The organism is Methanomicrobium mobile BP (assembly GCF_000711215.1).
GTDB classification, from domain to species: domain Archaea; phylum Halobacteriota; class Methanomicrobia; order Methanomicrobiales; family Methanomicrobiaceae; genus Methanomicrobium; species Methanomicrobium mobile.
Genome location: NZ_JOMF01000007.1, coordinates 144646 through 166569 on the forward strand (window position 1 = coordinate 144646; position 21924 = coordinate 166569).

Annotated in this window: 18 protein-coding genes and 1 pseudogene; 12 read left to right on the forward strand and 7 right to left on the reverse strand. The window is 52.5% G+C overall.

Features of this window, described 5'->3' with window-relative positions:
* Window positions 1–116: 116 nt before the first annotated feature.
* The gene (locus T502_RS08915) at window positions 117–728 is read right to left on the reverse strand and encodes a hypothetical protein (protein ID WP_157197488.1); all 612 of its coding nucleotides are present in this window, start codon (window positions 726–728) and stop codon (window positions 117–119) included.
* Window positions 729–898: 170 nt separating this feature from the next.
* Here T502_RS08915 and T502_RS06475 point away from each other — a divergent pair, with 170 nt between their 5' ends.
* Window positions 899–1804, forward strand: a complete 906-nt coding sequence (locus tag T502_RS06475) for a radical SAM protein (protein ID WP_042706360.1) — start codon at window positions 899–901, stop codon at window positions 1802–1804.
* A gap of 65 nt (window positions 1805–1869) precedes the next feature.
* Here T502_RS06475 and T502_RS06480 read toward each other — a convergent pair whose 3' ends face one another.
* The 4 genes and pseudogenes from T502_RS06480 to T502_RS06495 form a co-directional block, all read right to left on the reverse strand.
* Window positions 1870–2478, reverse strand: a complete 609-nt coding sequence (locus T502_RS06480; RefSeq protein WP_042706361.1) for an RAD55 family ATPase — start codon at window positions 2476–2478, stop codon at window positions 1870–1872.
* A gap of 12 nt (window positions 2479–2490) precedes the next feature.
* Window positions 2491–4047, reverse strand: a complete 1557-nt coding sequence (locus T502_RS06485; RefSeq protein WP_042706362.1) for a class I adenylate-forming enzyme family protein — start codon at window positions 4045–4047, stop codon at window positions 2491–2493.
* Window positions 4048–4461: 414 nt separating this feature from the next.
* Complete coding sequence (locus T502_RS06490; RefSeq protein ID WP_211248151.1) at window positions 4462–5082, reverse strand: GNAT family N-acetyltransferase; 621 nt, start codon at window positions 5080–5082, stop codon at window positions 4462–4464.
* A 421-nt stretch (window positions 5083–5503) separates the two neighbouring features.
* Window positions 5504–8058, reverse strand: a pseudogene (locus T502_RS06495) (CDC48 family AAA ATPase).
* Window positions 8059–8110: 52 nt separating this feature from the next.
* Between T502_RS06495 and larC the strand changes: the two are divergent.
* Complete coding sequence (gene larC / locus T502_RS06500; RefSeq protein WP_042706364.1) at window positions 8111–9331, forward strand: nickel pincer cofactor biosynthesis protein LarC; 1221 nt, start codon at window positions 8111–8113, stop codon at window positions 9329–9331.
* 70 nt (window positions 9332–9401) lie between these two features.
* Entirely contained in the window at window positions 9402–10115 is a 714-nt protein-coding gene (radB, locus tag T502_RS06505; RefSeq protein WP_281172093.1) for a DNA repair and recombination protein RadB, read from the forward strand.
* Window positions 10116–10229: 114 nt separating this feature from the next.
* Here radB and dapF read toward each other — a convergent pair whose 3' ends face one another.
* The gene (gene dapF / locus T502_RS06510; RefSeq protein WP_042706366.1) at window positions 10230–11063 is read right to left on the reverse strand and encodes a diaminopimelate epimerase; all 834 of its coding nucleotides are present in this window, start codon (window positions 11061–11063) and stop codon (window positions 10230–10232) included.
* Window positions 11064–11211: 148 nt separating this feature from the next.
* Window positions 11212–12441, reverse strand: coding sequence for a RuBisCO large subunit C-terminal-like domain-containing protein (locus tag T502_RS06515; protein ID WP_042706367.1), 1230 nt, complete (start codon window positions 12439–12441; stop codon window positions 11212–11214).
* Window positions 12442–12597: 156 nt separating this feature from the next.
* Between T502_RS06515 and T502_RS06520 the strand changes: the two genes are divergently transcribed.
* The 9 genes from T502_RS06520 to T502_RS06560 all read left to right on the forward strand — a co-directional run bounded on the left by T502_RS06520 (window position 12598) and on the right by T502_RS06560 (window position 21614).
* A complete protein-coding gene (locus tag T502_RS06520) occupies window positions 12598–13491 on the forward strand; it encodes an HAD family hydrolase (protein WP_342665771.1) in 894 nt (297 codons plus the stop codon).
* Between the two features lie 384 nt (window positions 13492–13875).
* Window positions 13876–15483, forward strand: coding sequence for a methyl coenzyme M reductase system, component A2 (atwA, locus tag T502_RS06525; protein WP_042706368.1), 1608 nt, complete (start codon window positions 13876–13878; stop codon window positions 15481–15483).
* 128 nt (window positions 15484–15611) lie between these two features.
* Window positions 15612–17216, forward strand: coding sequence for a methyl-coenzyme M reductase-associated protein Mmp3 (gene mmp3 / locus T502_RS06530; protein WP_042706369.1), 1605 nt, complete (start codon window positions 15612–15614; stop codon window positions 17214–17216).
* The gene (locus tag T502_RS06535; protein ID WP_052359222.1) at window positions 17217–17738 is read left to right on the forward strand and encodes a methanogenesis marker 6 protein; all 522 of its coding nucleotides are present in this window, start codon (window positions 17217–17219) and stop codon (window positions 17736–17738) included.
* A gap of 15 nt (window positions 17739–17753) precedes the next feature.
* Window positions 17754–18212 (forward strand): methanogenesis marker 5 protein, encoded by a 459-nt coding sequence (locus T502_RS06540; RefSeq protein ID WP_042706370.1) that lies wholly within the window; start codon window positions 17754–17756, stop codon window positions 18210–18212.
* Entirely contained in the window at window positions 18209–19468 is a 1260-nt protein-coding gene (locus tag T502_RS06545) for a methanogenesis marker 15 protein (RefSeq protein ID WP_042706371.1), read from the forward strand. Before T502_RS06540 ends, T502_RS06545 begins: the two co-directional genes overlap by 4 nt.
* 2 nt (window positions 19469–19470) lie before the next feature.
* Window positions 19471–20073, forward strand: coding sequence for a methanogenesis marker 17 protein (locus tag T502_RS06550; RefSeq protein ID WP_042706372.1), 603 nt, complete (start codon window positions 19471–19473; stop codon window positions 20071–20073).
* Window positions 20070–21011 carry a methanogenesis marker 7 protein gene (locus T502_RS06555; protein WP_042706373.1) on the forward strand — a complete coding sequence of 314 codons (942 nt, stop codon included), beginning with the start codon at window positions 20070–20072 and terminating at the stop codon, window positions 21009–21011. The genes T502_RS06550 and T502_RS06555 overlap by 4 nt, the downstream gene beginning before the upstream one ends.
* 162 nt (window positions 21012–21173) lie before the next feature.
* Entirely contained in the window at window positions 21174–21614 is a 441-nt protein-coding gene (locus tag T502_RS06560) for a carboxymuconolactone decarboxylase family protein (RefSeq protein WP_042706374.1), read from the forward strand.
* The last annotated feature ends 310 nt before the right edge of the window (window positions 21615–21924 follow it).

The window sequence follows — 21924 nt, forward strand, 5'->3', positions numbered from 1 at the left end:
AAATCCGACGCGGCATTCGCCCGCATCGCAGCGTATTGCAATACGAAAGAGGGGGAAAAGGATCATTTTCCCTTTACCCTTACTCCGTAAGAAAGTTCTTTTTTTCAATCGCGATTTCAGTCAAGATTATTGACATTGTAGACGATAACGCCGTAGTTGTAGGGCTTACCGATTGAGAGCGAATGTGTCGTCGGCACGGAGTCGACCGGCAGTTCGCAGGTGGCGTAGACCACATTGTTCGGGTAAATCGTCGACCGCACCGACTTGTACGGAACGCCGGCATTGAAGAGATCCTCTCTCGTCTGCGGGTTGAAGTCCTTCGGCACATCGTCGTAGTTGTAAGCGAAGATATAAGCAAGAGTAAACAGACCGTCGCCGGTTGCTCCCATCGAGTTCTTCTTATCGTAGGTAACCGTAACCACAAGACCCGAATTGCCGCTCTCAACGGCATCAATCGTGGTTTTCGTCGTAATCAGGCTGTCGTCGGCTTTAACCACGATGGGCTGTGTCACGGCATATCCCGCATCGGCGGTCGGCGCCGGCGTTATGACCGGCACCTCGGTAGGTGCGGCTGTAGGCGTAATCGGCTGGCTGGTTGTCGTGCATCCCGCCGAAACCATGAAGAGGGCTGCAACGGCGACAAGCAGGACCGTCGCCGCAAAGCCTTTCGATCTCTTTGTATCCGGAATCGAGAACATTATTATCACAGACAAATATTCTGTCTGCATGTATATTTAACCTGAGTCATACGTCATCGCGGGTATCCGTGAAAAAACCCGCAAACCGAATTGATCAAAAACCCGTTCCTTTGAGATCTCCCCGCAGAACCCTGTTTCGGTCAATGATAATTTGGTTACGTTTTTTAGTCATAAGCACATTCTAACATATTAGATTCACTATGACTGAGAACGAATACCCCATCGCCAATGTCGCGGGCAGGGAAATACCCTATGACCCCGAGACATTGAGACGGATAAACGAGCATCCCTGCTACAGTGAACATGCCTGTCACACGGCGGGAAGGATTCATCTCCCCGTTGCGCCGAAGTGCAATATCCAGTGCAACTACTGCGTCCGCGACTACGACTGCGTAAACGAGAGCAGACCCGGAGTCTGCAGCGAAGTCTTAAGCCCCGAAGAGGCAGTCGACCTCGTAAAACGTGCGCAGGAGAAGTTCCCGTATCTCAAGGTAATCGGCATCGCGGGACCCGGCGATCCGCTCGCGAACGAGGAGACCTTTGAGACTCTCCGCCTCTTAAAAGAGCATTTCCCCGTTCAGATTAAATGCCTCAGCACAAACGGACTCGTCCTTCCCGAAAGCATAGAAAGACTCCGTGAGTACGATGTCGGCAACCTCACCGTCACCATGAACGCGGTCGACGCCTCAATCGGCGAGAAAATCTACACCTTCGTGGAGTATGGCGGCGAAAAGCTCCACGGCAGGGAAGGTGCCGAGAAACTCCTCTCCCAGCAGCTGAAAGGAATCGAGATGGCGGTCGCAAACAAGATGCTCGTAAAGGTAAACACCGTCTACATCCCCGGCGTCAACGACCACCACATAGTCGATATCGCGAAGAAATGCGGCGAGATGGGTGTATTTACCTATAACCTCATCCCCGTAATTCCGCAGTACAAGTTCAAGGACATAGTCCCGCCCACCCATGCGCAGAAACGCGAGATGCAGGACAAATGCTCACCCTATGTCCGCCAGATGAGACACTGTCAGCGCTGCCGTGCGGACGCAATCGGCAAACTCGGCAAGGACGTTCAGGGCTGTCTTTACAGCAAAAAAGAGATAAATTAAATTCTTTATTTATTTTATATTTTATACAATCATTTTTCTCCGGCATACGCGTAAAAATGCCGCTTTCAGACCACTCTCTCGGTAGTGGAAAGCTCGATGCCGTCCGCGAGGATATTATACGGATATGCCCGATTCGGAATAACGAAGCCCGACATCTTCCTTACGGAGAGTGTTCTTTCAATATCGTTGCCGTGAAGAACCTCGCTTAACTGTATGAATACGTCGGCATTTCTGCAAACGGACGCGAGATCGGCGGCACTGTGGACGCCGTCGTAGAGGATGAACATGACGTCGGCACCTTTTTCCCTCAGTTCCTTTGTCCCTTCGTTCATGAGAAACAGTCCCTTCTCGATTCCGAATCTGCGGATGACGGTCGAGAGCGAATCGACCACGACGCAGTCGCCTTTAAGCGCCGCGATTATGCCGTCGAAGTCCTGATCGCGGGCATCCGTCATCCCGTCCGCGGGAACGGCGTCGAGCATGATATAGGAACTGCCGCCGCTCCTGTCCGTTCTCCAGAACTGCCCTGCGATAAGCTCGCTTCCCGAAAGAGCACCGCCGCATACGACAATCGACCTGCCCTTCGGAAACCCGCCGTCGAGCTGGAAATCGAGACCGGCGATACCCGACGATCTCCGATCATCCCTAATCCTCTGTCTGATGACGCCGACCATAAAAAAGTATTTTTATTCCTGTCTGCCCGCAAAAGTGCTGCAGTATTTCTCGCGGAGTTCGCGGCGGAGGAGTTTCCAGCCGTTAACACGCGGCAGTTCGTCGACTCTGATGTAATTTCTAGGAACCTTGTATCTGGCAAGTTTCGACATGCCGTATTCAATCAGTTCCTCATCCGTCAGCACCTTATTCTTTTTGAATACCACGGCGGCGACGGGAATCTCTCCCCTGTGAATATCGGGGCAGCCGAATATCGCAATATCGTCAATGTCGGGATGCTCGATATACGCCTTCTCGACCTCGGTCGGATAGACCTTCCAGCCCGACATCACAATCATGTCCTTCTTTCTGTCCGTGATTGAGAGCATGCCGTCCCCGTCTATGAATCCGATATCGCCCGTAAGGAACCAGCCGTCGGGCAGGAAGACCTTGGCGCTCTCAGCCGGCATCATCCAGTAACCCTTGGCAATCGCGGGACCGCGGAGGGCAACCTCGCCGACGCTGCCGTCCTCCAGTTCAATCGAGGGATCTTCGGTATTTACAATCTTCATCTCGGTGAATCCCACCGGTGCGCCGACACTCTTGAACTCGTCCGCGGTTCTGTAATCCTCCTGTCTGATTGCCGTTCCCGTGCCGACCACAATCGTCTCGGAAAGTCCGTATGCGTTGATAATCGGGATTCCGTAGCGGTAATGGAACTCTTTCCAGACGCTCGGATGGAGCGGACCGCCGCCGGAGATCATCTCCTTGCATGTCCTGAATTTATCCTCGGTTCCCGGGGGCATCTTGACAAGCGAGTGAATTACGGGCGGCATTCCGGCGATGACCGTCACCTTGTATTTCTCGGCATACTCGATGTATCTGTCCATCTCGAACTTCTCCATGATAACCCATGTCGAGCCCGCCTTCAGCGCCGAGATACCCCACGAGACGCCGACATGCGACATCGGATAGATTCCCAGATACACATCGTCATACGTGTATTTCATGAGCGACGATTCCGCGTCGAATGCCGCCATCCAGTTGCCGTGCGTCAGCATTGCGCCCTTCTGCTGACCCGTGGTTCCCGAGGTGTACTGAAGCTGGCAGAGGCAGTCGGCTTCGACATTGACCGCTCTTATGTAATCCGGCATCTCCGCGACCTCCGCCTCGAACCCGCCGTCGTCGGTCGTGAATATCATCGGAACCTTTCCCGCGCCTTCGCTCTCGAATTTTGCGCATGCCGTCTTGGCGTTCTTCTCGCCGCTCTTATCCGTGATAATCGCCGCCGATCCCGAATTCCTGAGCATGTAATGGACTTCGCTGTCGCTTAAGACTATATTCAGCGGCACGGCAACGGCGCCGATGCGCCAGAGTGCAAGGTAAGAAAGAAGGTATTCCGGATTTGCCGGCAGATAAACACATAATCTGTCGCCTTTGCGGATTCCTTTCTTCAGATAGAAATTGGAGCGGCGGCATACCGCTTCAAACAGTTCCCCGTATGAGTACGTGACATTCCCCGCAGGGAATATCAGCGCAGGTTTCTCTCCTAACCTTCTGTTTACGTCTAAAAAGGTTGTGCAGTTTGTCAACTTTTCTCCTCCGATTCGGTATTGCGGTAAGAGCCGTGATTATTTTATTCGTTTGCGGCATAAATTCCGCCGCGATTTTCGGGCATCGCTTCGGTTCCTACACACTTACATGCACATATTTGTTCATTGAGGTATAAATAATAACGTATTATGATCCCGCCGTTTCACGTAAAAAGACAAAAACAACCGCGAAAAAGATGCGGAGCGCAAAAATGCGGATCTGCGGCGCACAGCCTCGGAAGAAGAGCGCATGAAATGCCGTAAATGCAACAGATGCGACAAAGCGCTGTAAAAAGTGACAAAACGGCAAAACACAAAAAAACACGAAAAATGCGGCAAAAAAGACCGGCAACCCGATCCCTTTTTTGCCGCTCGGATTTTTTCGTTTATCCGCGTGCCTGTTTATGCCGTTCCTCAGTCCTCTTCCCCGTCTCCGCCGAACAGCTGACCCGGAAGTCTCAGTTTCTCTTTTTGGGGAAACTCCCTGTCGAACTCTTCGACATCGCAGTCCTTCACGTAGTAGCCCGCAGGCGTCCTGTAAACTCCCGTAATGCCGTCAAAGTACCCCGCAATCAGTTCTTTGCAGAGGAAGAACGATGAATCCGCATCCTCGGGGAGATCGTGGTAGCGTATCCCGAACCTGCTTGCGAAATCGAAGCCGCTTTTGCCGTAGAACTCTATATTTCCTTCAAAGAGGACGGCGCCGAAGCCAATCGCGGCTGCCTTCTCCAGAGAATAATCGAGCAGAGCCTTTCCGTAGCCCCTGCGCTTGAGTTCGGGAGCAATGCATATCGGACCCATGGTGAGCACGGGAATCTTTCTGCCGTCATCGGCATCGACGAAGGTCTTCATGAACATATTCTGCCCGATGATTCTCCCGTCCTCTTCCATGACGAAATCAAGTTCCTTTACGAAGGCGGGATCGTCCCTCAGAACGTGGATGACGTAATGCTCGCTGCATCCCGGTCTGTAAACATTCCAGAACGACTCTCTGACAAGGTTTTCGACTGCTCTGTAATCTTCTTTCTTTTCCAAACGAAATTTAACGTTGTTTTTGGTCATTTTTTATTGCCTGTATAAGATTCATATAAGATTCATGTAATATTCAAAAGTCAAAACAAAAGAGAACGATACCTAAAGGTATTCATCTCTCAAAATCCGGAAAACTCCGGTTGCGACTTCGGGCGGGATGTTTATGCAATACTGCACGAATACTGCATCATGCAGTTATGCCGTTCCCGCCTTACACGATCTCCGACAAATGACGGAAGGAAACTCCCCGTATAAGGTATGAAGTATAGTGTTGATATTGTTTCAAACAGCATTCTCCGAATGAATATTCCGTGCGAAACGGCGGAACATTCCGAAGATCCTAAACGATCTTCGATTCTTCTTATTCTTATATATTGACCCTGCCGTTAATTAAAACTGATGAAAGTTGATGAAAAAAGGATATTTATTGGTATTCTGGAAGCGGCTGCGACTCAATCGGCAGTCCGCCCTTGAAATGCTGCTGAATCTTTGCATACTGCTCTCTGATTCTGTCGTTCATCATGGGATGCACCTTTGTGAGCGCCATCTCGAAGTGCCTGAACCCGACTCTGTTTCCGGAATCGCGCATTGCAAACATCGCCGCCTCTCTGCATACCAGTTCGAGATCGGAACCCACATATCCCTGCGTCATCGACGCTATCCTCTTTAAAAGCTCGTCACGCGGCTCATCCTCGATATAAAGACCGTTGCGGATAAGTTCGGCAACTATGATACGCCTCCTGCGGCTGCCCGTCGTCGGAGTCATCTCCTCCTCGCCTTCGGCCTTGCTTATCTCTGAGAGGGACTGTTTCACATCCTTGCAGGTCACGTTTCTGTGGATTGAGAAGTCCTTCTTGCGGCTTAAAATCGCAAACGCCTCCTCGATTGCGCCCTCGTCGTAATTCTCAGTATACTCGACGAGATCCTCTATGGTCGAGTCCTCTATCGGCATATACTTCGAATGAATCTGAAGAATCCTCATCCTCGATTCTCGTTCGGCTCGCCGACATAGATAAGTCTGTCAAATCTTCCGGCACGCAGGATGGCGGGGTCGATGATATCGGGGCGGTTTGTCGCACCCATCACGACGACGCCGTTAAGCTCTTCGATGCCGTCGAACTCCGTCAGAATCTGATTAAGGATTGTATCATAGACCTTTGAGTCCGTACCGCTGCTCCTTGCCGGCGCAATCGCGTCAAGCTCGTCGAAGAAGATAATCGAGGGCGCAAGCTGTCTTCCTTTGCGGAATATCTCGCGGACAGCCTTCTCGCTCTCGCCGACCCACTTCGAGAGGATCTGCGGACCCCTGATCGATATGAAATTGGCGCCGCTCTCCGAGGCAATCGCCTTTGCAATCAGCGTCTTTCCCGTACCCGGCGGACCGTAAAGAAGCACTCCCTTCGGCGGCTTTATGCCGAGATTCTCAAACTTCTCGCGGCGCGTAATCGGATACTCCGCCGCCTCCCTGACCTCCTCAATCTCGTTGTTGAGTCCGCCGACATCGTACCACTTAATCTTGGGCAGGTCAATGAAGATCTCGCGCATCGCACTCGGGTGAATGTCGTGGAGGGCATCTCTGAAATCGCTGACCTTAATCTCCATGGACTCGAGAATATCCTGCGGAATCTCATCGGAATCCATCTCAATGTGGGGAATATAGCGCCGCAGTGCACGCATTGCCGCCTCGCGCGAGAGTGCCGCAAGATCCGCGCCCACAAATCCGTTCGTTCTCGCGGCAAACTCCTGAATCATCTCCTCGCGGACTTTCTTGACCTCCTCGCTTATCTCCTTGAACTCCTCTTCGAGAGCGTCTTTTCTGTCAGCACTGGCGGCATCGAGTTTCTTCTTGTACTCGATAATGCGTGTCTCCCCTTCTATCGGCATTCCGCGCGTGTGAATGCCCAGAATCTCGCGCCTGTCCTCCTCGGTCGGAACGCCTATCTCGATCTCCCTGTCGAAACGTCCGGGTCTTCGAAGCGCCTGATCTATTGCATCAAGGCGGTTTGTGGCGCCGATAACCACAACCTGCCCCATCTCCTCAAGACCGTCCATCATGGTGAGCAGCTGGGCAACGACGCGCCTCTCGACCTCGCCCGTGACATCCTCGCGTTTGGGTGCGATTGAGTCAAGTTCGTCGATGAAGACAATGGACGGCGCATTCTCCTCCGCCTCGTCGAAGATCTCCCTCAGACGCTGCTCGCTCTCGCCGTAATACTTGGAAATAATCTCGGGGCCCGCAATAGATATGAAATGTGCGCCGCTCTCGTTTGCGACCGCCTTTGCAATCAGCGTCTTTCCCGTTCCCGGCGGTCCGTAGAGAAGCACTCCCTTCGGCGGCTCGATACCGAGTTTGTTGAAGAGTTCGGGATGACGAAGCGGCATCTCGATGGTCTCGCGGACGTTCTGAAGTTCGGTCTTGAGTCCGCCGATATCCTCGTAGGATACAAGTTTCATGCCCTCGAAACCTTCCGCAGGCTGATCCGAGAACTCAATCTCGGTATCGCGCGAGATAATGGATGCCCCGGGCGGCGTTATGCTGACTACCTTGTATGAGACATACTGCATCGGAATAAACGGCATGCCGACGGCAATCGGGACGGAATCGTTATCGTGTATCGGGAAATCAATCAGTTTGGCAACGGCACTGTTATAGTTTATCGGGATATCCTTGGGTAAATCCTCGGGCGGCGCAAGGATAACCGATTCGGCGGCAACGGGCTTTTCGACGACCGAGACGGTAACCTTGTCGCTTATGCTGACGCCGGCGTTGGCACGGATATAGTTGTCAATGCGGATCTTTCCCTGATTCCAGTCATTGACCGACATCCTCCATACTTTGGCTACAGTGCGTGTTCTCCCCTCTATATATATTAAATCCCCCGGGGATACGCGCAGATAGAGCATTGTCTCCGGATCCAGTCTTGCTCTCCCGCATCCCTGATCTTCGGGGTATGCGCTGTCGACTTTTAGGTCTATCATATGATCACCTTAATACTCAATTATATCTAATTTGCTATAAGTAGTTGTAGTTATGAAAATACTCCTCTTTGATCCATTTAACGGTATCGCCGGCGATATGATAATCGGCGCCCTTATTGCCGCAGGTGCCGACAGCGAGGCTGTGAGGTCGGCAATGTCGTCGGTAGTTGCCGAGCCGGATTTTAAATCCGTAGTCAAACACGGAATCACCGCCGTAAAAGTCGAGACCAATGCGGAGCGGACTCACAGGAATCTCGACGATGTAATCGAGATTGTCCTCCGTTCTTCGGCTTCAAAGGAAGTAAAGGATATGGCAGTCCGTGTTTTTCACAGAATCAATGCCGGCGAGACCGCGGTTCACGGAACCGTGACCCATTTCCACGAGGTCGGCGCCGACGATGCAATCGCGGACGTAATCGGCGCCTGCACCGCGTTTCTCTCGATAAACCCCGATGCGGTAGCCGTCCGCCCCATAAATCTCGGATGCGGGTATATTCACGGCGAACACGGAACCATGCCGGTCCCCGGACCCGCGACCGCAGAAATTCTTAAAAAGTCGGGTCTTGAGACCTTCATGGACACGGACACGGAGACCGGCGAACTCTGCACGCCGACGGGAGCTGCACTTATCTCCGAGTTTGTCGCATACCGCAGCGGTGCCGACAGCGAGACAGCCGGGGAAACCGCTGCCGCCATGCCGCCCTGCATGCCGCACGGAAAGATAATCGCATCCGGCTACGGTGCGGGGACGAAAGATCTGCCGCGTTCGGCAAATGTGCTCCGCGCCATGATCCTCGAATCCGACAGCCGCGAGGAGAACTTCGTGGATATCCTCGAGACCAATGTCGACGATGTCACGGGCGAGGTCCTATCCTATACAATGCAGCGTATCATGGATGCGGGTGCGCGCGACGTCTCCGCCGCCCCGCTCCTCATGAAGAAAGGGCGCTGCGGATATCTGGTAAGGGTAATCTGTGTTCCGGGCACTGCCGACAAATTCGTGCAGATACTCTCCGAAGAACTCGGAACGCTCGGAATAAGGCATATCAAGGCAGTCCACCGCTCGATACTGCACAGGACCTTCGAGGAGGTAAAACTCCTGATCAATGACGAGACCTACCTTATCAACGTCAAGATAGGCTGGATAGACGATGCACCCGCTACCTTCAAGGCGGAGTTCGAGGATGTAAAGAAGTGCGCACTGAAGACCGGCATGCCGATGAAGAACATAGCGGCAATGGCGGAGAATCTGGCACTCGAGCAGATACAGTAAACCGTTAAACCGGCGAAAGTGGACAGAGAAAGATAGAGGAAGAGAGAGGAAGAGATAGGAAGAGAGAGGAATTGAGGGAGAGAGGAAGAGGATGACGTCGGATAAGATAAGCACGGGTTGCCCGGAGTTGGATGAGCTGATAGGCGGCGGTCTGGAACGGAAGGTAATAACGCAGTTCTACGGCGAGCCTGCGGCGGGAAAGAGCACAATCGCCCTCATGTGCGTCGTCAGCGTGCTCAAGTCCGGCAGATCAGCGATTGTCATCGACAGCGAAGGTTTCTCTGTCGAGCGCTTCTGCCAGATCTGCGGCGAGGACGCCAAAGCGCTCTCCGAGAAACTTCTCCTCTATGAGCCCTCCGATTTCGATCAGCAGAGCCTCATGATACGGGAATGCAGTTCGCATCTCGACTCCGACGTGGGCATCATTGTTCTGGATTCGGCAACGGCACTCTACCGCGTGGAACTCACAAGTTCGGGCGAGGTCCAGAGAAGGCTCGGAAATCAGATGGTCTTCCTTCTGGGATACGCAAAGCGCCTGAATATCCCCGTGGTCATAACAAATCAGGTCTTTACGGATATCGATACCGGCAGGCTCACGGGGCTTGGGGGCACTTCGCTTGAGCATATCTCAAAGGTCATAGTCCGCGTCGAAAAGTTCATGAACCGCAGGCGTGCCATCCTCGAAAAGCACAGATCAATGCCGGAAGGCAGCGAGTTCGGGTTTAAGATCGTCAAAGAAGGCATAGTCGCCGCCGACTCGGATAAAGAAACCCCGTCGGAATAAAATAAAAAAAGTCTGTTTTGTTTTATTTTTTTTTTGATTTTTTTTTGAATTCGGGTTTTCTCTCAATTATACCGTCGAGAATACTCTCGAATATACTGCCGGGAATACTGCCGATTACATCCGAATACTGCCCGAGAAGACCGTTGTCGCGGGACCCGTCATCTTTGCCCTGCCGTCTTCGATTTTAATCGTAAGCGGACCGCCCTTTGTGTTTACGTGAACGACATTGCCCGTTCTGCCGGTCTTGAACGCAATCGCCGCCGACGCCGTGGAGCCGGTGCCGCAGCTGTAGGTCTCGCCCTCGACGCCTCTCTCGAAGGTGCGGATTGTGATCTCGTCCTTTCCCGTGACCTTTGCGAAGTTCACGTTCGTTCCTTTCGGGAATGACCTGTGGTGACGAATCTGCGGCGCCTCGGCGCAGATATCCAGACCCTCAAGATCCTCTATGAATATAACCGCGTGCGGAACGCCGGTGTTGGCGGCATTAACCGTGTATCCGCCGATATTCTCCTCGTAGTCGCCGCTGCCTGTCGCAGGAATATCTTTCCTGTCGTAGATGACTTTACCCATCTCGATTGTTGCGGAGAACTCCTCGGAATCGTTGTATCCGCATTCGACCTCGAGAATGCCCGCCATAGTCTCTATACGTGCCGAGTGTTTGATTCTGTCACAGTCGTATGCATACTTCGCAAGACATCTGATTCCGTTGCCGCACATCTCCGCCTCGCTGGCATCGGGCTGAAACAGCCTCATTCTTATATCCGCTTTCGAAGAATCCTGCGGCTTAGAGATGAACAGTATTCCGTCCGCACCTATTCCGAAACGGCGGTCGCAGTAGAGCTTTGCAAATTCGCCCTTCATATCGTCGGGAATAACCGAGCCCGCGATCTCGTCGATGAGAACAAAGTCGTTGCCGTTACCCTGAAGTTTTACAAACGGTATCTCCATAATTACCTCTTTGTGCAGAATAGTTTTGACCGAATGGGTAATTAATTTTGCAGGCGCAAAAAACGGTGAGCGGGGGCAATTTGACGGGTAATATGAAGGATAATGTGTGGGGTAATAAATTGATAATATGTGGGGCAGAGGAGTAATCTTAACTGCTGCCCCACTTCTCAATCGCAAGTCTGAGTTCGGTATGGTTCTTTGCGTATTCTTCGGCGCTCATTCCCTGCATGAAAGCATCGACCGCCTGCCGCATTGCCGTAGCCCCCGCCTGCGTCCCTTTCGGGTGTCCGTGTATGCCGCCGCCCGCCTGAAGAACGACATTTATTCCTAGCCCCGCAAGTTCGGCATGCACCTTGCCCGGGTGCAGACCGCCGCTTGCAACGGGGAAGACATAGTTAAGCCTGCGCTCGCTGCCCGAATCGTCGGCGGCGAAGAGTTCCTCGGTCAGCGTCCTGTTATCCGCTTTCAGCTCCTCGGGATTGTGCCCCATCTTGCCGCTGACCGTTCCCGTGTGGAGCTGGTCGCCGCCCGCAAGCCTTACGAGCCGCGCCAGAGGGCGCATTGCAATGCCGTGCTTCTCGTTCCTCGTCATTGCGCCGTGCATCGTCCTGTGGACATGTATCGGAACATCGATTGAGGACTCGCGCAGAGCCTCGATTGCCGCAAATCCGCTTGTGAGAACGTCCACCATAACGGCATTGGCGCCGCAGTCGACGGCAAGCTTTGCCCGCTCGACTATCTTATCGGCACGCGTCGAGACATTGGCGGCATAAAGGATCGTCCGCCCCGTTTCAGTCATGGCTTTGTCAAGAGACTGCATGACCGCCTCGACCCTCTCTTTCATGGGGCAGAATCCCTGATCCGTAAGGGTCTCGTCGTCCTTGATGAAGTCAACGCCGCCGATTGCCGCGAGATAAGCAACTTCCGCGGTATCCTTCGGATTCAGACCGACCTTCGGCTTGATAATCGTGCCCACATGCGGCCGGCTGTTCCTGTCCGTGCCTATCATCTTCCTTACGCCGCAGATTCCGAACTTGGGACCCGGGAAATCGCAGAGCTTAGGCGTCAGCCTGAAATCGATTAGCCTTACATTGTTCAACCTGCCCAGCCCGAAGAGGTTTCCGGCAAGCACCGAAAGATACTGCGGAATATTCCCCTTCTCGAAGATCTCTTCGGGATAGAGCAGTTCCGCGGTATAGCCTGCGCCGCACTTCTCCACCGATTTCACGATGCCGTCAAGGCGCTTTACGTAATCCGTCCTCGTCGAGAGATCGGTCCATGTGCCCGTCGTCTGCTCGTCGGCGATAGCCTGAGCGGCAAATTCGGGCGTAGTATCCTCTCTGGGTTCAAAGTAATATGTTGCCAATACATCTCCCATATTATATCCTCCTTATTGTCGCGGGAAACCGACCGTAACGTCTTTAAACGGTATATGGCAGGTATTTCTATATAAACATTCCACAGGAAGCAGGATTATAAAAAGCATTATACATGATAATAGCCCATGAAAAATTAAACCGAAAGGAGAAAAGCAATGATGAAGACCGCGGTAGTTTTTGACAGTGCCGGCACGCCCCTCCATACCTACAGGACTGCCCGCGATGTGATAAACGACAGGATGATTCCCGAGATCGAGACGACCACTCTGACCTGCTCGGTAAAAGGGCGGGCACTCATCATACTTTACGCCGGCTCTCAGGACATAATCAACGCCGACGGCGACAGACTCCTCTCGGATTACATTACGGAGAACAATATAGAATTCGGGCTTGCCTGCTCGTCCGGAGTGGTCACGAAAGACGAGATCTCAAAGATTCTCCATACCGACACCCGTGCAAAGGTAAGCGACCTTCAGATCTGCATCCGCAATGTCTGGAACTTCTGCAAATCGCTGCAGGTTGTCGCGATGAACAGCGGAGTCATAGTGAACAAAAACACGGGCGCCATAGAGTTTACAATCACCTCCGGCGGAAAACCCTTCTCGAATGCAAAGGATACGATACAGAAACTTCACGGCATGGGCATAGCGACCTATATCGCCTCCGGCGACAGAACCGACAAACTCTTAAAGATGGCGGATTATCTGGGCATTCCGCACGAGAACGTCCACGGCATATCGACGCCGCCGGTAAAGGCGCAGATTGTCCGCGACTTAAAGAGCGAATACGGCAGGGTAATCATGGTCGGCGACGGCGTCAACGACATTGCCGCAATGAAAGAAGCCGACCTTGCAATCCTCTCCGAGCAGCAGTTCTGCAGGAAACCCAAGATGCTTACCGATGCCGCCGACATCATCATCCGTGACGTAATCGAGGTCATCGATATCGTAAGCGGCGATTTGAGCGGTTATTCAAGCCGCGATCTCGGTAGCGACGAAAACGGCGGAAAATGCCGTGAGAAGTCGCGGGAAGCGGATTCAAAGCACTGATCCGGATTAATGCGGGGTATTGATACGGGGCACGATGCAGGCACCTCCGCCCGCATACCCGTTTCTATACCCGTGCCGGCATGCCGTTTCGGATACGGTTTCAAAAGAAGCATTATAAATAACACTGTGAATCAAGACTATAATTGAAAATAAAGAAAAAATCTACAGAACATGCATATGACCGCATGCATAAATCAGTATAATTAATGTTATCAATTAACATAATTAGAATAATTATTGACTGCCGTCACTTTCATACAAATACCTGCGGGGTAAGTTCGGCAGAATAATCACACATCGGAGAAATTGCACGTTTCGGAGAATGCGTTCAGGATAACGAGGATATCTACTAGGATTAATCAGGATACATACGAGGATACAGTTATGGCGCCACTTATAACGGTTGAAAACCTTTGCAAAGAGTTTAACGGGACCAAGGTCCTGAAAAACATCAGTTTTGAGATTGATGAAGGAGAGATATTGGGCATTATCGGCAGAAGCGGAGCGGGAAAGACTGTTCTCATGCACCTCATCCGCGGCGTCGACGATGCTCCGACATCTGGAAAGATAATCTACCATATCGCCGCATGCGACGGCTGCTCGTATATCGGTCCGCAGAGTCAGGCAGGCGGCGTATGCCCGAGATGCGGCAAAAAACTGGTTGCCGCGGACGTCGATCTCTGGGCCGAAGAGAACGCGAAGATGAAGCGCAGGATAATGAACCGCACGGCAATAATGTTCCAGAGGACATTTGCGCTATACGGTGACGACCGCGTCATAGAAAACGTCATGCACGCCCTCGCCGATATCGGTTACCCCTCGGAGAAGCAGGTTTCGAGGGCTGCGGACCTTCTGGACGAGGTCAGACTCTCGCACAGGATGATGCACATAGCGCGTGACCTCTCCGGCGGAGAAAAACAGCGTGTCGTTCTCGCAAGACAGCTCGCAAAAGACCCCATCATGCTCTGCGCCGACGAACCCACGGGCACACTCGATGTAAAGACGGCAAAGGTCGTCCACAGCATGCTGCATCAGGCGTCGATAGACAACGACATGGCTATGATTGTATCCTCTCACTTCTCGCAGATCATAGAAGATATCTGCAACCGCGCCATACTCCTCGAAGACGGCGTAATAAAAGATCTGGGTAAGCCTGCCGAGATTATCGAACAGTTCATGAAGGAGGCGGACGATACCGAGGTCTTTGACGCCGGCGAACTCGGTGAGCCGATTCTCATCGCAAAAGACGTCGTAAAGCGCTATATCACGGTCGACCGCGGTATGATCCGTGCCGTCGACGGCGTCTCCTATGACGTAAAAGAGAAGGAAATATTCGGAATCATAGGCACGAGCGGCGCCGGAAAGACCACGCTCTCGAAGATAATGTCCGGTTACCTCGAACCTACCTCGGGTGAGATGAATGTGCGCATAGGCGACGACTGGGTTGACATGACAAAGGCTGGTGTCGACAAACGCGGACGCGCAAAGAAATACATAGGACTTCTGCACCAGGAATACGACCTGTATCCGCACAGAAACGTTCTGGATAACCTTACGGATTCAATCGGTCTCGAGTTCCCGAAGGAACTTGCGATGCGAAAGGCAATTATCACCTTAAAGATGGCCGGATTCACGGAAGAGAAGAGCAGAGCGATATTAAACCGCTATCCCGACCAGCTGAGCGAGGGAGAGAAGCACCGTGTTGCACTTGCACAGGTTCTTATACGGGAACCGAGAATTATTCTTTTAGATGAGCCGACAGGAACAATGGATCCCATCACCAAGATAGATGTGAAGCACTCCATTCTTCACTCACGTGAGGATATGGACGAGACGTTCATTGTTGTGTCTCATGATATGGACTTCGTTCGCGAGATCTGCGACAGAATTGCTCTGATGCGCGGCGGCAAGATTGTAAAGATAGGTCCTACCGCCGAGGTTCTCGAGTATCTCACGCAGGAAGAGATCGAGAGGATGGCGACCGAGAAATAAGTCCTATAAATCCGACAAATCACTGACAAATCTCTGACAGATCACTGACAGATCGGGAAGCATAATAAATCATAACAACACTCAATCTTATTTTAACTGATTATCGGCAATTATGAGGTGATTAACAATTGAAAACAGTCCGCCTTGACGGGCAGATTAGAGAAGTCGACGACAATGCTGTTTTGGGCGATCTCATCCCCGACCTGTCCGCGAGGTATTCTGCGGCGATTATAAAGGAGACGCATTCCGAAGAGTCTTCTACACAGAATATCCGGTTGTTCACATCGGCAGGCGATATGGTCATAGAGCTTACGCAGCGCGGTTCCGAACTTTTCGCGGCAGGCTTCTTCGGCGTTATCGGCAGTGCGGGAACAGGCACGGGTAGCGGCGATAACGGTGATGCCGGAGCGCAGCTTAAAGTCAAATGGTCCGACCGGCAGACCGTGGCTTTCGGCGATTTCAAATCGGGAATTGTGCCCGGGAAAAAGACACGCACTTATCAGCCCTATGAAGTAATTCTGGGCTGCGGCGGTTACGACCCCGACAGCTCGTATCTGATATTCTCAAAGATAAAGCACAACGCCGATCACGGTGCGGATGAGAGCGGCGGCGTTATCGGTGTCGTGGTCTCGGGCAGGAAGATAATCTCAAAGTGGAATGCCGGAGACACAATCACGGGCGCCGAGCGCATTGTAAGCAAGACCGACAAGAGCAACTCTTTTGTGACCGACGACAGGTCGACACCCCTCGAGGACGGCATGAGCATTATCACCTATGTGGGCATCAATGCCCGCGGTTACGATGCCGATTCGGGCACAATCTCCATCGAAGCCTCCGAGAGCGTCGAGCATATGCTGATTGCGCTTAAGAAGAACGAATTCTCGGTGAGCCTGAGCGCCTCGGGATTCATCACCGATCAGAGCATGAAAGGCGGCATTGTTCCGCAGGAAGTCCGTGATACAAGACTTGCGGGAACGGTCACGGTAAGGACAAAGGGCAAGCAGTCCGGCAGTGTTTATATCTACACCAAGGACATCCCGGGAAGCTCGAATCATACGGTGACGGGAAACGTGACCCACGGACTCGAGCTTGTTAAACTTGCCAACAAAGGATGCGTCTTCAAAGTCGAAACCGTCCCTCCGCAGATTGATCTTCGCGGAATGGCACTCGACGATGCCTTAAAGATCGCGGAGTCGCACGGCATAAAGGTCACAGCCGATACCGACCTGACCGCCGGCGGCGAAAGTCTGGCAAAGCGGGTCGTAATCGAGCAGATGCCGCCCAACACCATAGAGGTGCTCAATGAGGGCAGGGTCGATCTCAAGACCGTAGAACTCTCGCACGTCATAGGAATAAAGCTCGACGATGTCAACGCGCCGAGGACATGCGGCATATTCCGCGAGGTCACGGGACTCAAGTGGTACGATATCGGAAAGATGCCGCTGATATTCAAGTTCGAGGATGTCACGCTCTTCGATCCCAAGGTCTCGCAGAAGATAACCATCAATATAGAGAATACCCCGAAGGACGAGGTCGAGCCGTTCACGCTTGCCATGACCAACGATTCCCGAAAGTCCACAGGTCTTGTGGGTGTCCGCAGTGTCGCAAGCAAAGACTTCGGTCCGACATCCGAGCCTTTCGAGGCCACAAACATTATCGGAAAGGTAATCGAGACCGAGAAGATTGCGTCCCTTAAGGAAGGCGACACGGTCTATATAAGGGAGGTGCGGTAAATGCCCAAAGAATACAATCCCGAGTTTGTCGGCACCGTTACAAAGTATGTCTTTGTCGAATCGCCCGATATAACCCCGCAGCATCTCTCGATAAGAGCCTATGAGATCTCGCAGGGCGTCATGATAAAAGAGACCTGTTTCGGTCTTCAGATAACCGGAATGCCCGAAGATGTGGAGAAGGTTATCGCCGCCCTGCGCGAGATGGACCCGTATCATATCCTCGTGAAAGACCGCGGTTTTCCGCCCGGCGACAAGAGGAGATGCCGTGCAAACCTCGGCGGCGCAAGACCCGGGTATTTCGGTCACGAGTTCGAGATGGGTCTTCTGCGCCATATCTCGAAGGGACTTAAGGCTATGGAAAATGGTGTAAAGCCCAATGAAAAATCCGTGAATGCCATCACATATCACGACAAACCGCTTCTCGACACGGAGCGTCTGGAAGAGATTGCGGTCTCAAAGAGCAGAGAGTCGGCGAACAAAGAGGCAGACACAGGTGCCGCGAACAACAGTATAACAAAATAAAAAAGGAGTCCAAATATGTCAAAAGTTTTTATTTATCCGTCTACAAGCCTGATTCTCTCGGATATGGTCGCAAGATTCGGGCATGAACCGCTCGGAGCCGCAATCAAGATCCGCGAGAGGATACAGACGCCGGGTTTTGACTCGCCGCCGCTTCAGATGACCCCCGAAGACCCGAAGAAAGGTCTGAAATATGCGGCTGTCGAAGTTCCCGCAGGCGTTCGCGGAAGAATGGCAATCTTCGGTCCGCTCATCGAGGAGGCGGAAGCGGCTGTCATAGTCAATGACTCCGATCTGGCGTTCGGATGCATGGGCTGCGCAAGAACCGACGAGCTTGTAAAGTTCATGATCCGTCAGAGAAAGGATATCCCCATACTCGAGATAGTATACCCGTCCAACGAGGACGAGGGACTTGCCTTTGTCGACAGCATAAAGAATTTCCTTGACGGACTTTCCGCAAAGGAGGTGCCGAAATGAACGATGCCGATCAGAAAGTAAGAGTCGCCCAGTTATCCTGCGGACCCGAGCACAGCGGCGTTCAGAAGGAGATCGACGAAGCGGCCGCGGCGGTCAACGCCGAGATGTTCTTCCCCGACGTCACCTTAAAGGACGTAAAGAAAGCCTACAAGGAGTTCGGTCTGGAGGCAAGATCCGCCGACCTCAAACTTGCGATTGCGAGGGCAAAAGCCCTTGTCGACGGCTCGGTCGAGGCTGACGCCGTCTTTATCGCGACATGTTTCAGATGTTCCGAGGCGGCGATTGTCAGGAACGAGCTGAGGCGCTATATCCACAACAACTCGACACTCCCCGTCGTGAGTTACTCGTTTACCGAGAGGACGACCTCGGGAACCCTGCTTACGAGGATGGAGGCTCTGACCACGATTGCAAAACGCAGGGCACTTCTGGCGCGTGAGAAGCAGGTCGGCATCACCCTCGGTATAGATTCGGGTTCGGCGACGACAAAGGCCGTCATCATGAAGGATAACGAGATTGTGGGCACGGGCTGGACGCCGACAACCGAGGTTCTTAAGAGCGCCGATATCGTCGTCAACGATGCCCTGACAATGGCGGGTCTGAAGATGTCGGATATTCAGGCAATCGGCACCACCGGATACGGACGTTATCTCATAGGCGAGAAGATGAAGGCGGACATCATTCAGGAGGAACTGACCGTAAACTCGAAGGGTGCGGTCTATCTTGCCGACCGCCAGCACGGCGAGGCGACCGTCATCGATATCGGCGGTATGGACAACAAAGCCATCTCGGTTCAGGACGGTATCCCGGGAACGTTCACCATGGGCGGTATCTGTGCGGGTGCATCGGGACGTTTCCTCGAGATGACCTCAAAGCGTCTCGGCGTTGACATCACCGAACTCGGACCGCTCGCAATGAAAGGACTCTCGAAGGAGGTTCCGATGAACAGTTACTGTATTGTCTTCGGAACGCAGAGTCTTGTCAACGCTCTTGCCGAAGGTCACTCAAAGGAGAATGTTGCGGCAGCGGCATGCAGAAGCGTTGCCGAGCAGGTCTTCGAGCAGCAGCTTCAGGAGGTCGATATCAAGGAGCCGGTCATCATGGTAGGCGGAACCTCGCTGATTGCCGGTCTCGTCAACGAGATGGGAAGACTTCTTCAGACCGAGGTCGTCGTTCCCCCGTATTCACAGTATATCGGCTCGGTGGGCTCGGCTCTTCTGGCATCGGGATTTATCGACGAGAAGAAAAAGGGTGAGTAAACATGGCTCTTGATTACTTTGAGGTTGAATGCCGCGAGGAATCAGGCAGACTTGCGTATAAGGACATAGCCGCCGACGTACTGCAGGATCTGGACTTAATCAAAGTCGTCAGTAAACTCTATATCCGAATCGATCTCGACTTCCCGTTCTTCTTTGCCGCAGGCGTCTTAAGGAAGATGCCGCCGCCTGTGAAGATCTCGGATTTTGCGGGCGTGATGGTGCGCGACGGCAATATCGTTCTGGACATTACGGATGAGCGTTACATGGCGCAGATGCTCACGGTTCTCTGGGAGAGATACGGTCGCGACCGCGTTATCCAGCCCGACCGCTTCACGGTTACCATCGATTCCTCGATAGCGGATGCAAAGGAGATTGAGGATACGGTTGTCTTCGATCAGCGTCAGTCAATCTATAAGGATCTCCTCTATGCTCTCCAGTGGATAGCGCCCGAAGGATTCAGAGTCCGCCGCGAATGGGTCGACGATCACCGTTTCTGGTATGTCTCGAGCGAGAATACCCTGTCGCCGCAGGCAATCGACGGCATAATCTCGGAGAAGATGGCCATGCTTGCCGCGGACGGCGAAGACGGGGGTGCTTTTGCATGACTCTGGTTCCCGTGACCTATAAAGGCGGAGTATACCGTCACGACATCATCGTCGATCTGATAGACGATCTCGGCGGATACATAATTCAGAAACAGGTCGTGGCGCAGGATGTCTTCCTTCAGTCCCTGATTCCGAAAGAGGATATCGAACTGGTAAAAGCTACGGGACGCCCCCTCGGCGGAGAGGTTATCGAGTCGCCGCTTGTCGGCACCGAGATTGCCATAGTCTCGCCGAGCCTTGACATTCATCATCTGCCGCATACCTCCTGCGATGTCGCGGAGTATCTGCGCCGCGTTGGTGCGAAGACCAACATGGTAGGTCTCTCACGCGGTTTCGGAAAGCGTATCGCCAACCTGAGCATAGAGGAACGCGATATCATAAACGAGCACGACTGTGCGGTATTCATGCTCGGCAATTTCGAGACCTGCATCGAGTATAAGATGCATTCTCTGAGGCGCGGAATCACGGTCCCAATCATTGTCACCGGCGGACCCGACCGCGAAACGCTTAAGCGCATAATAGAACCGTCGGTCGACGGTTATGTCGGCGGACTGGGAAGAATAGGTCACCGCATGAAGAAGCAGGAGGGCGAGATAGAGTATCTCGACAGGCTTATCGATGAGGTTTCGGGCGTTCTCGACATCCGCCGCGAATCGATTGCCAAGGATCCGCTCTCGGTATCCCCCGCAAGGCTGATGTCGGTCATAGACGAAGACCTGGGCATTACCAAAGGTTCGACACATCCGACGCCTGTTACCGTGCAGATTGCCGGTCTTCGCGTAAAGATTCCGTATGGCGAGTATGCGGATTACGTGGCGTCGATAAAGATAGACGACAGCGTTAAGGTAGGCGATGTTGCCGAGATCCTGCCCTCAAGGATGCGCGACTACATTCTGCTCAGGATAAAACCGTTCTCGGATACGGGCATTATGGTCTGAATATCCATAATTCTCCGAATTCCCCGAATTCCATGAATCGCCTGAATCTTTCCGAACCGCTCCTGCGGAAAGATCATCTCCCCTCACCCCTTTTTTGTCATGCCGTGTACAATCCAAAGGCATATTACTTATAAGTTTAATTAACTAAAGTCAGGTGTATTTTTGACAGACTTGTTTGAGGAGATTATCCGCGAAATATATGACGACGGCACGGAAAAAACCGCGAATCACTTAATCAGGAGGGTTAAGGAGAGAGACGGCGATGTTCCGCTTATTTTTACGAAGATGGCGGAGCGACCCGAGGTTCTCATATCGCATCTGCTTTACAAGACCTCGATTGCCGAGACGAGCGCTCTCGATCCGAAATGCGTGGAACTGATAAGTCTTGCCGTGGGTGCGGCACTGAACTGCCGTCCCTGCACGGAATACCATATGAGATCCGCGCTTAAGAAAGGTGTCTCGAAGGATGAGATCCTCGAAGCCGTTCTTCTTGCCGGTATGCTGGCGCAGTCTTCCGTGCTTGCCGACGCATACCGTGTCCTCGACTCCGAGGATATCTGCTCGGACGGCTCATGTTCTGTCGGCGGAATAAGTTCAAAATAATCGGTTTTCCGATGCAAAATTCTTTTTTTTTCAGATATGTCCGGTCGTATTCTTCCCGCAATAGTTTTTCCGTGATCGTGTTGCCTGTAAAAAGTTCCCCAGATTAATCGGATTGTCTTAACCGTGCTGTAAAAAGCCTCAAAAACATCAAAAACAGCACAACTTTTTTATTGTAGCATATGATATTATACTATTAAGGATTTTTAACGTCCTGATGGAGGAAACTATGAATATTGGTTCTAATTTGTCGAGTTCTTTTGGTTATGCAAAAGACGGTTTAGTAGGACACTGGGTCAGATGGATTCTGCTC

Excerpts from the sequence above, each read along its gene's own strand:
- T502_RS06520 (WP_342665771.1), top strand. The coding sequence starts at position 12,598 with ATGATGAAGACCGCGGTAGTTTTTGACAGTGCCGGCACGCCCCTCCAT.
- T502_RS06555 (WP_042706373.1), top strand. The coding sequence starts at position 20,070 with ATGACTCTGGTTCCCGTGACCTATAAAGGCGGAGTATACCGTCACGAC.
- T502_RS06540 (WP_042706370.1), top strand. The coding sequence starts at position 17,754 with ATGTCAAAAGTTTTTATTTATCCGTCTACAAGCCTGATTCTCTCGGAT.
- T502_RS08915 (WP_157197488.1), bottom strand. The coding sequence starts at position 728 with ATGCAGACAGAATATTTGTCTGTGATAATAATGTTCTCGATTCCGGAT.
- T502_RS06545 (WP_042706371.1), top strand. The coding sequence starts at position 18,209 with ATGAACGATGCCGATCAGAAAGTAAGAGTCGCCCAGTTATCCTGCGGA.
- T502_RS06550 (WP_042706372.1), top strand. The coding sequence starts at position 19,471 with ATGGCTCTTGATTACTTTGAGGTTGAATGCCGCGAGGAATCAGGCAGA.
- T502_RS06480 (WP_042706361.1), bottom strand. The coding sequence starts at position 2,478 with ATGGTCGGCGTCATCAGACAGAGGATTAGGGATGATCGGAGATCGTCG.
- dapF (WP_042706366.1), bottom strand. The coding sequence starts at position 11,063 with ATGGAGATACCGTTTGTAAAACTTCAGGGTAACGGCAACGACTTTGTT.
- atwA (WP_042706368.1), top strand. The coding sequence starts at position 13,876 with ATGGCGCCACTTATAACGGTTGAAAACCTTTGCAAAGAGTTTAACGGG.
- T502_RS06535 (WP_052359222.1), top strand. The coding sequence starts at position 17,217 with ATGCCCAAAGAATACAATCCCGAGTTTGTCGGCACCGTTACAAAGTAT.
- larC (WP_042706364.1), top strand. The coding sequence starts at position 8,111 with ATGAAAATACTCCTCTTTGATCCATTTAACGGTATCGCCGGCGATATG.
- T502_RS06515 (WP_042706367.1), bottom strand. The coding sequence starts at position 12,441 with ATGGGAGATGTATTGGCAACATATTACTTTGAACCCAGAGAGGATACT.
- T502_RS06475 (WP_042706360.1), top strand. The coding sequence starts at position 899 with ATGACTGAGAACGAATACCCCATCGCCAATGTCGCGGGCAGGGAAATA.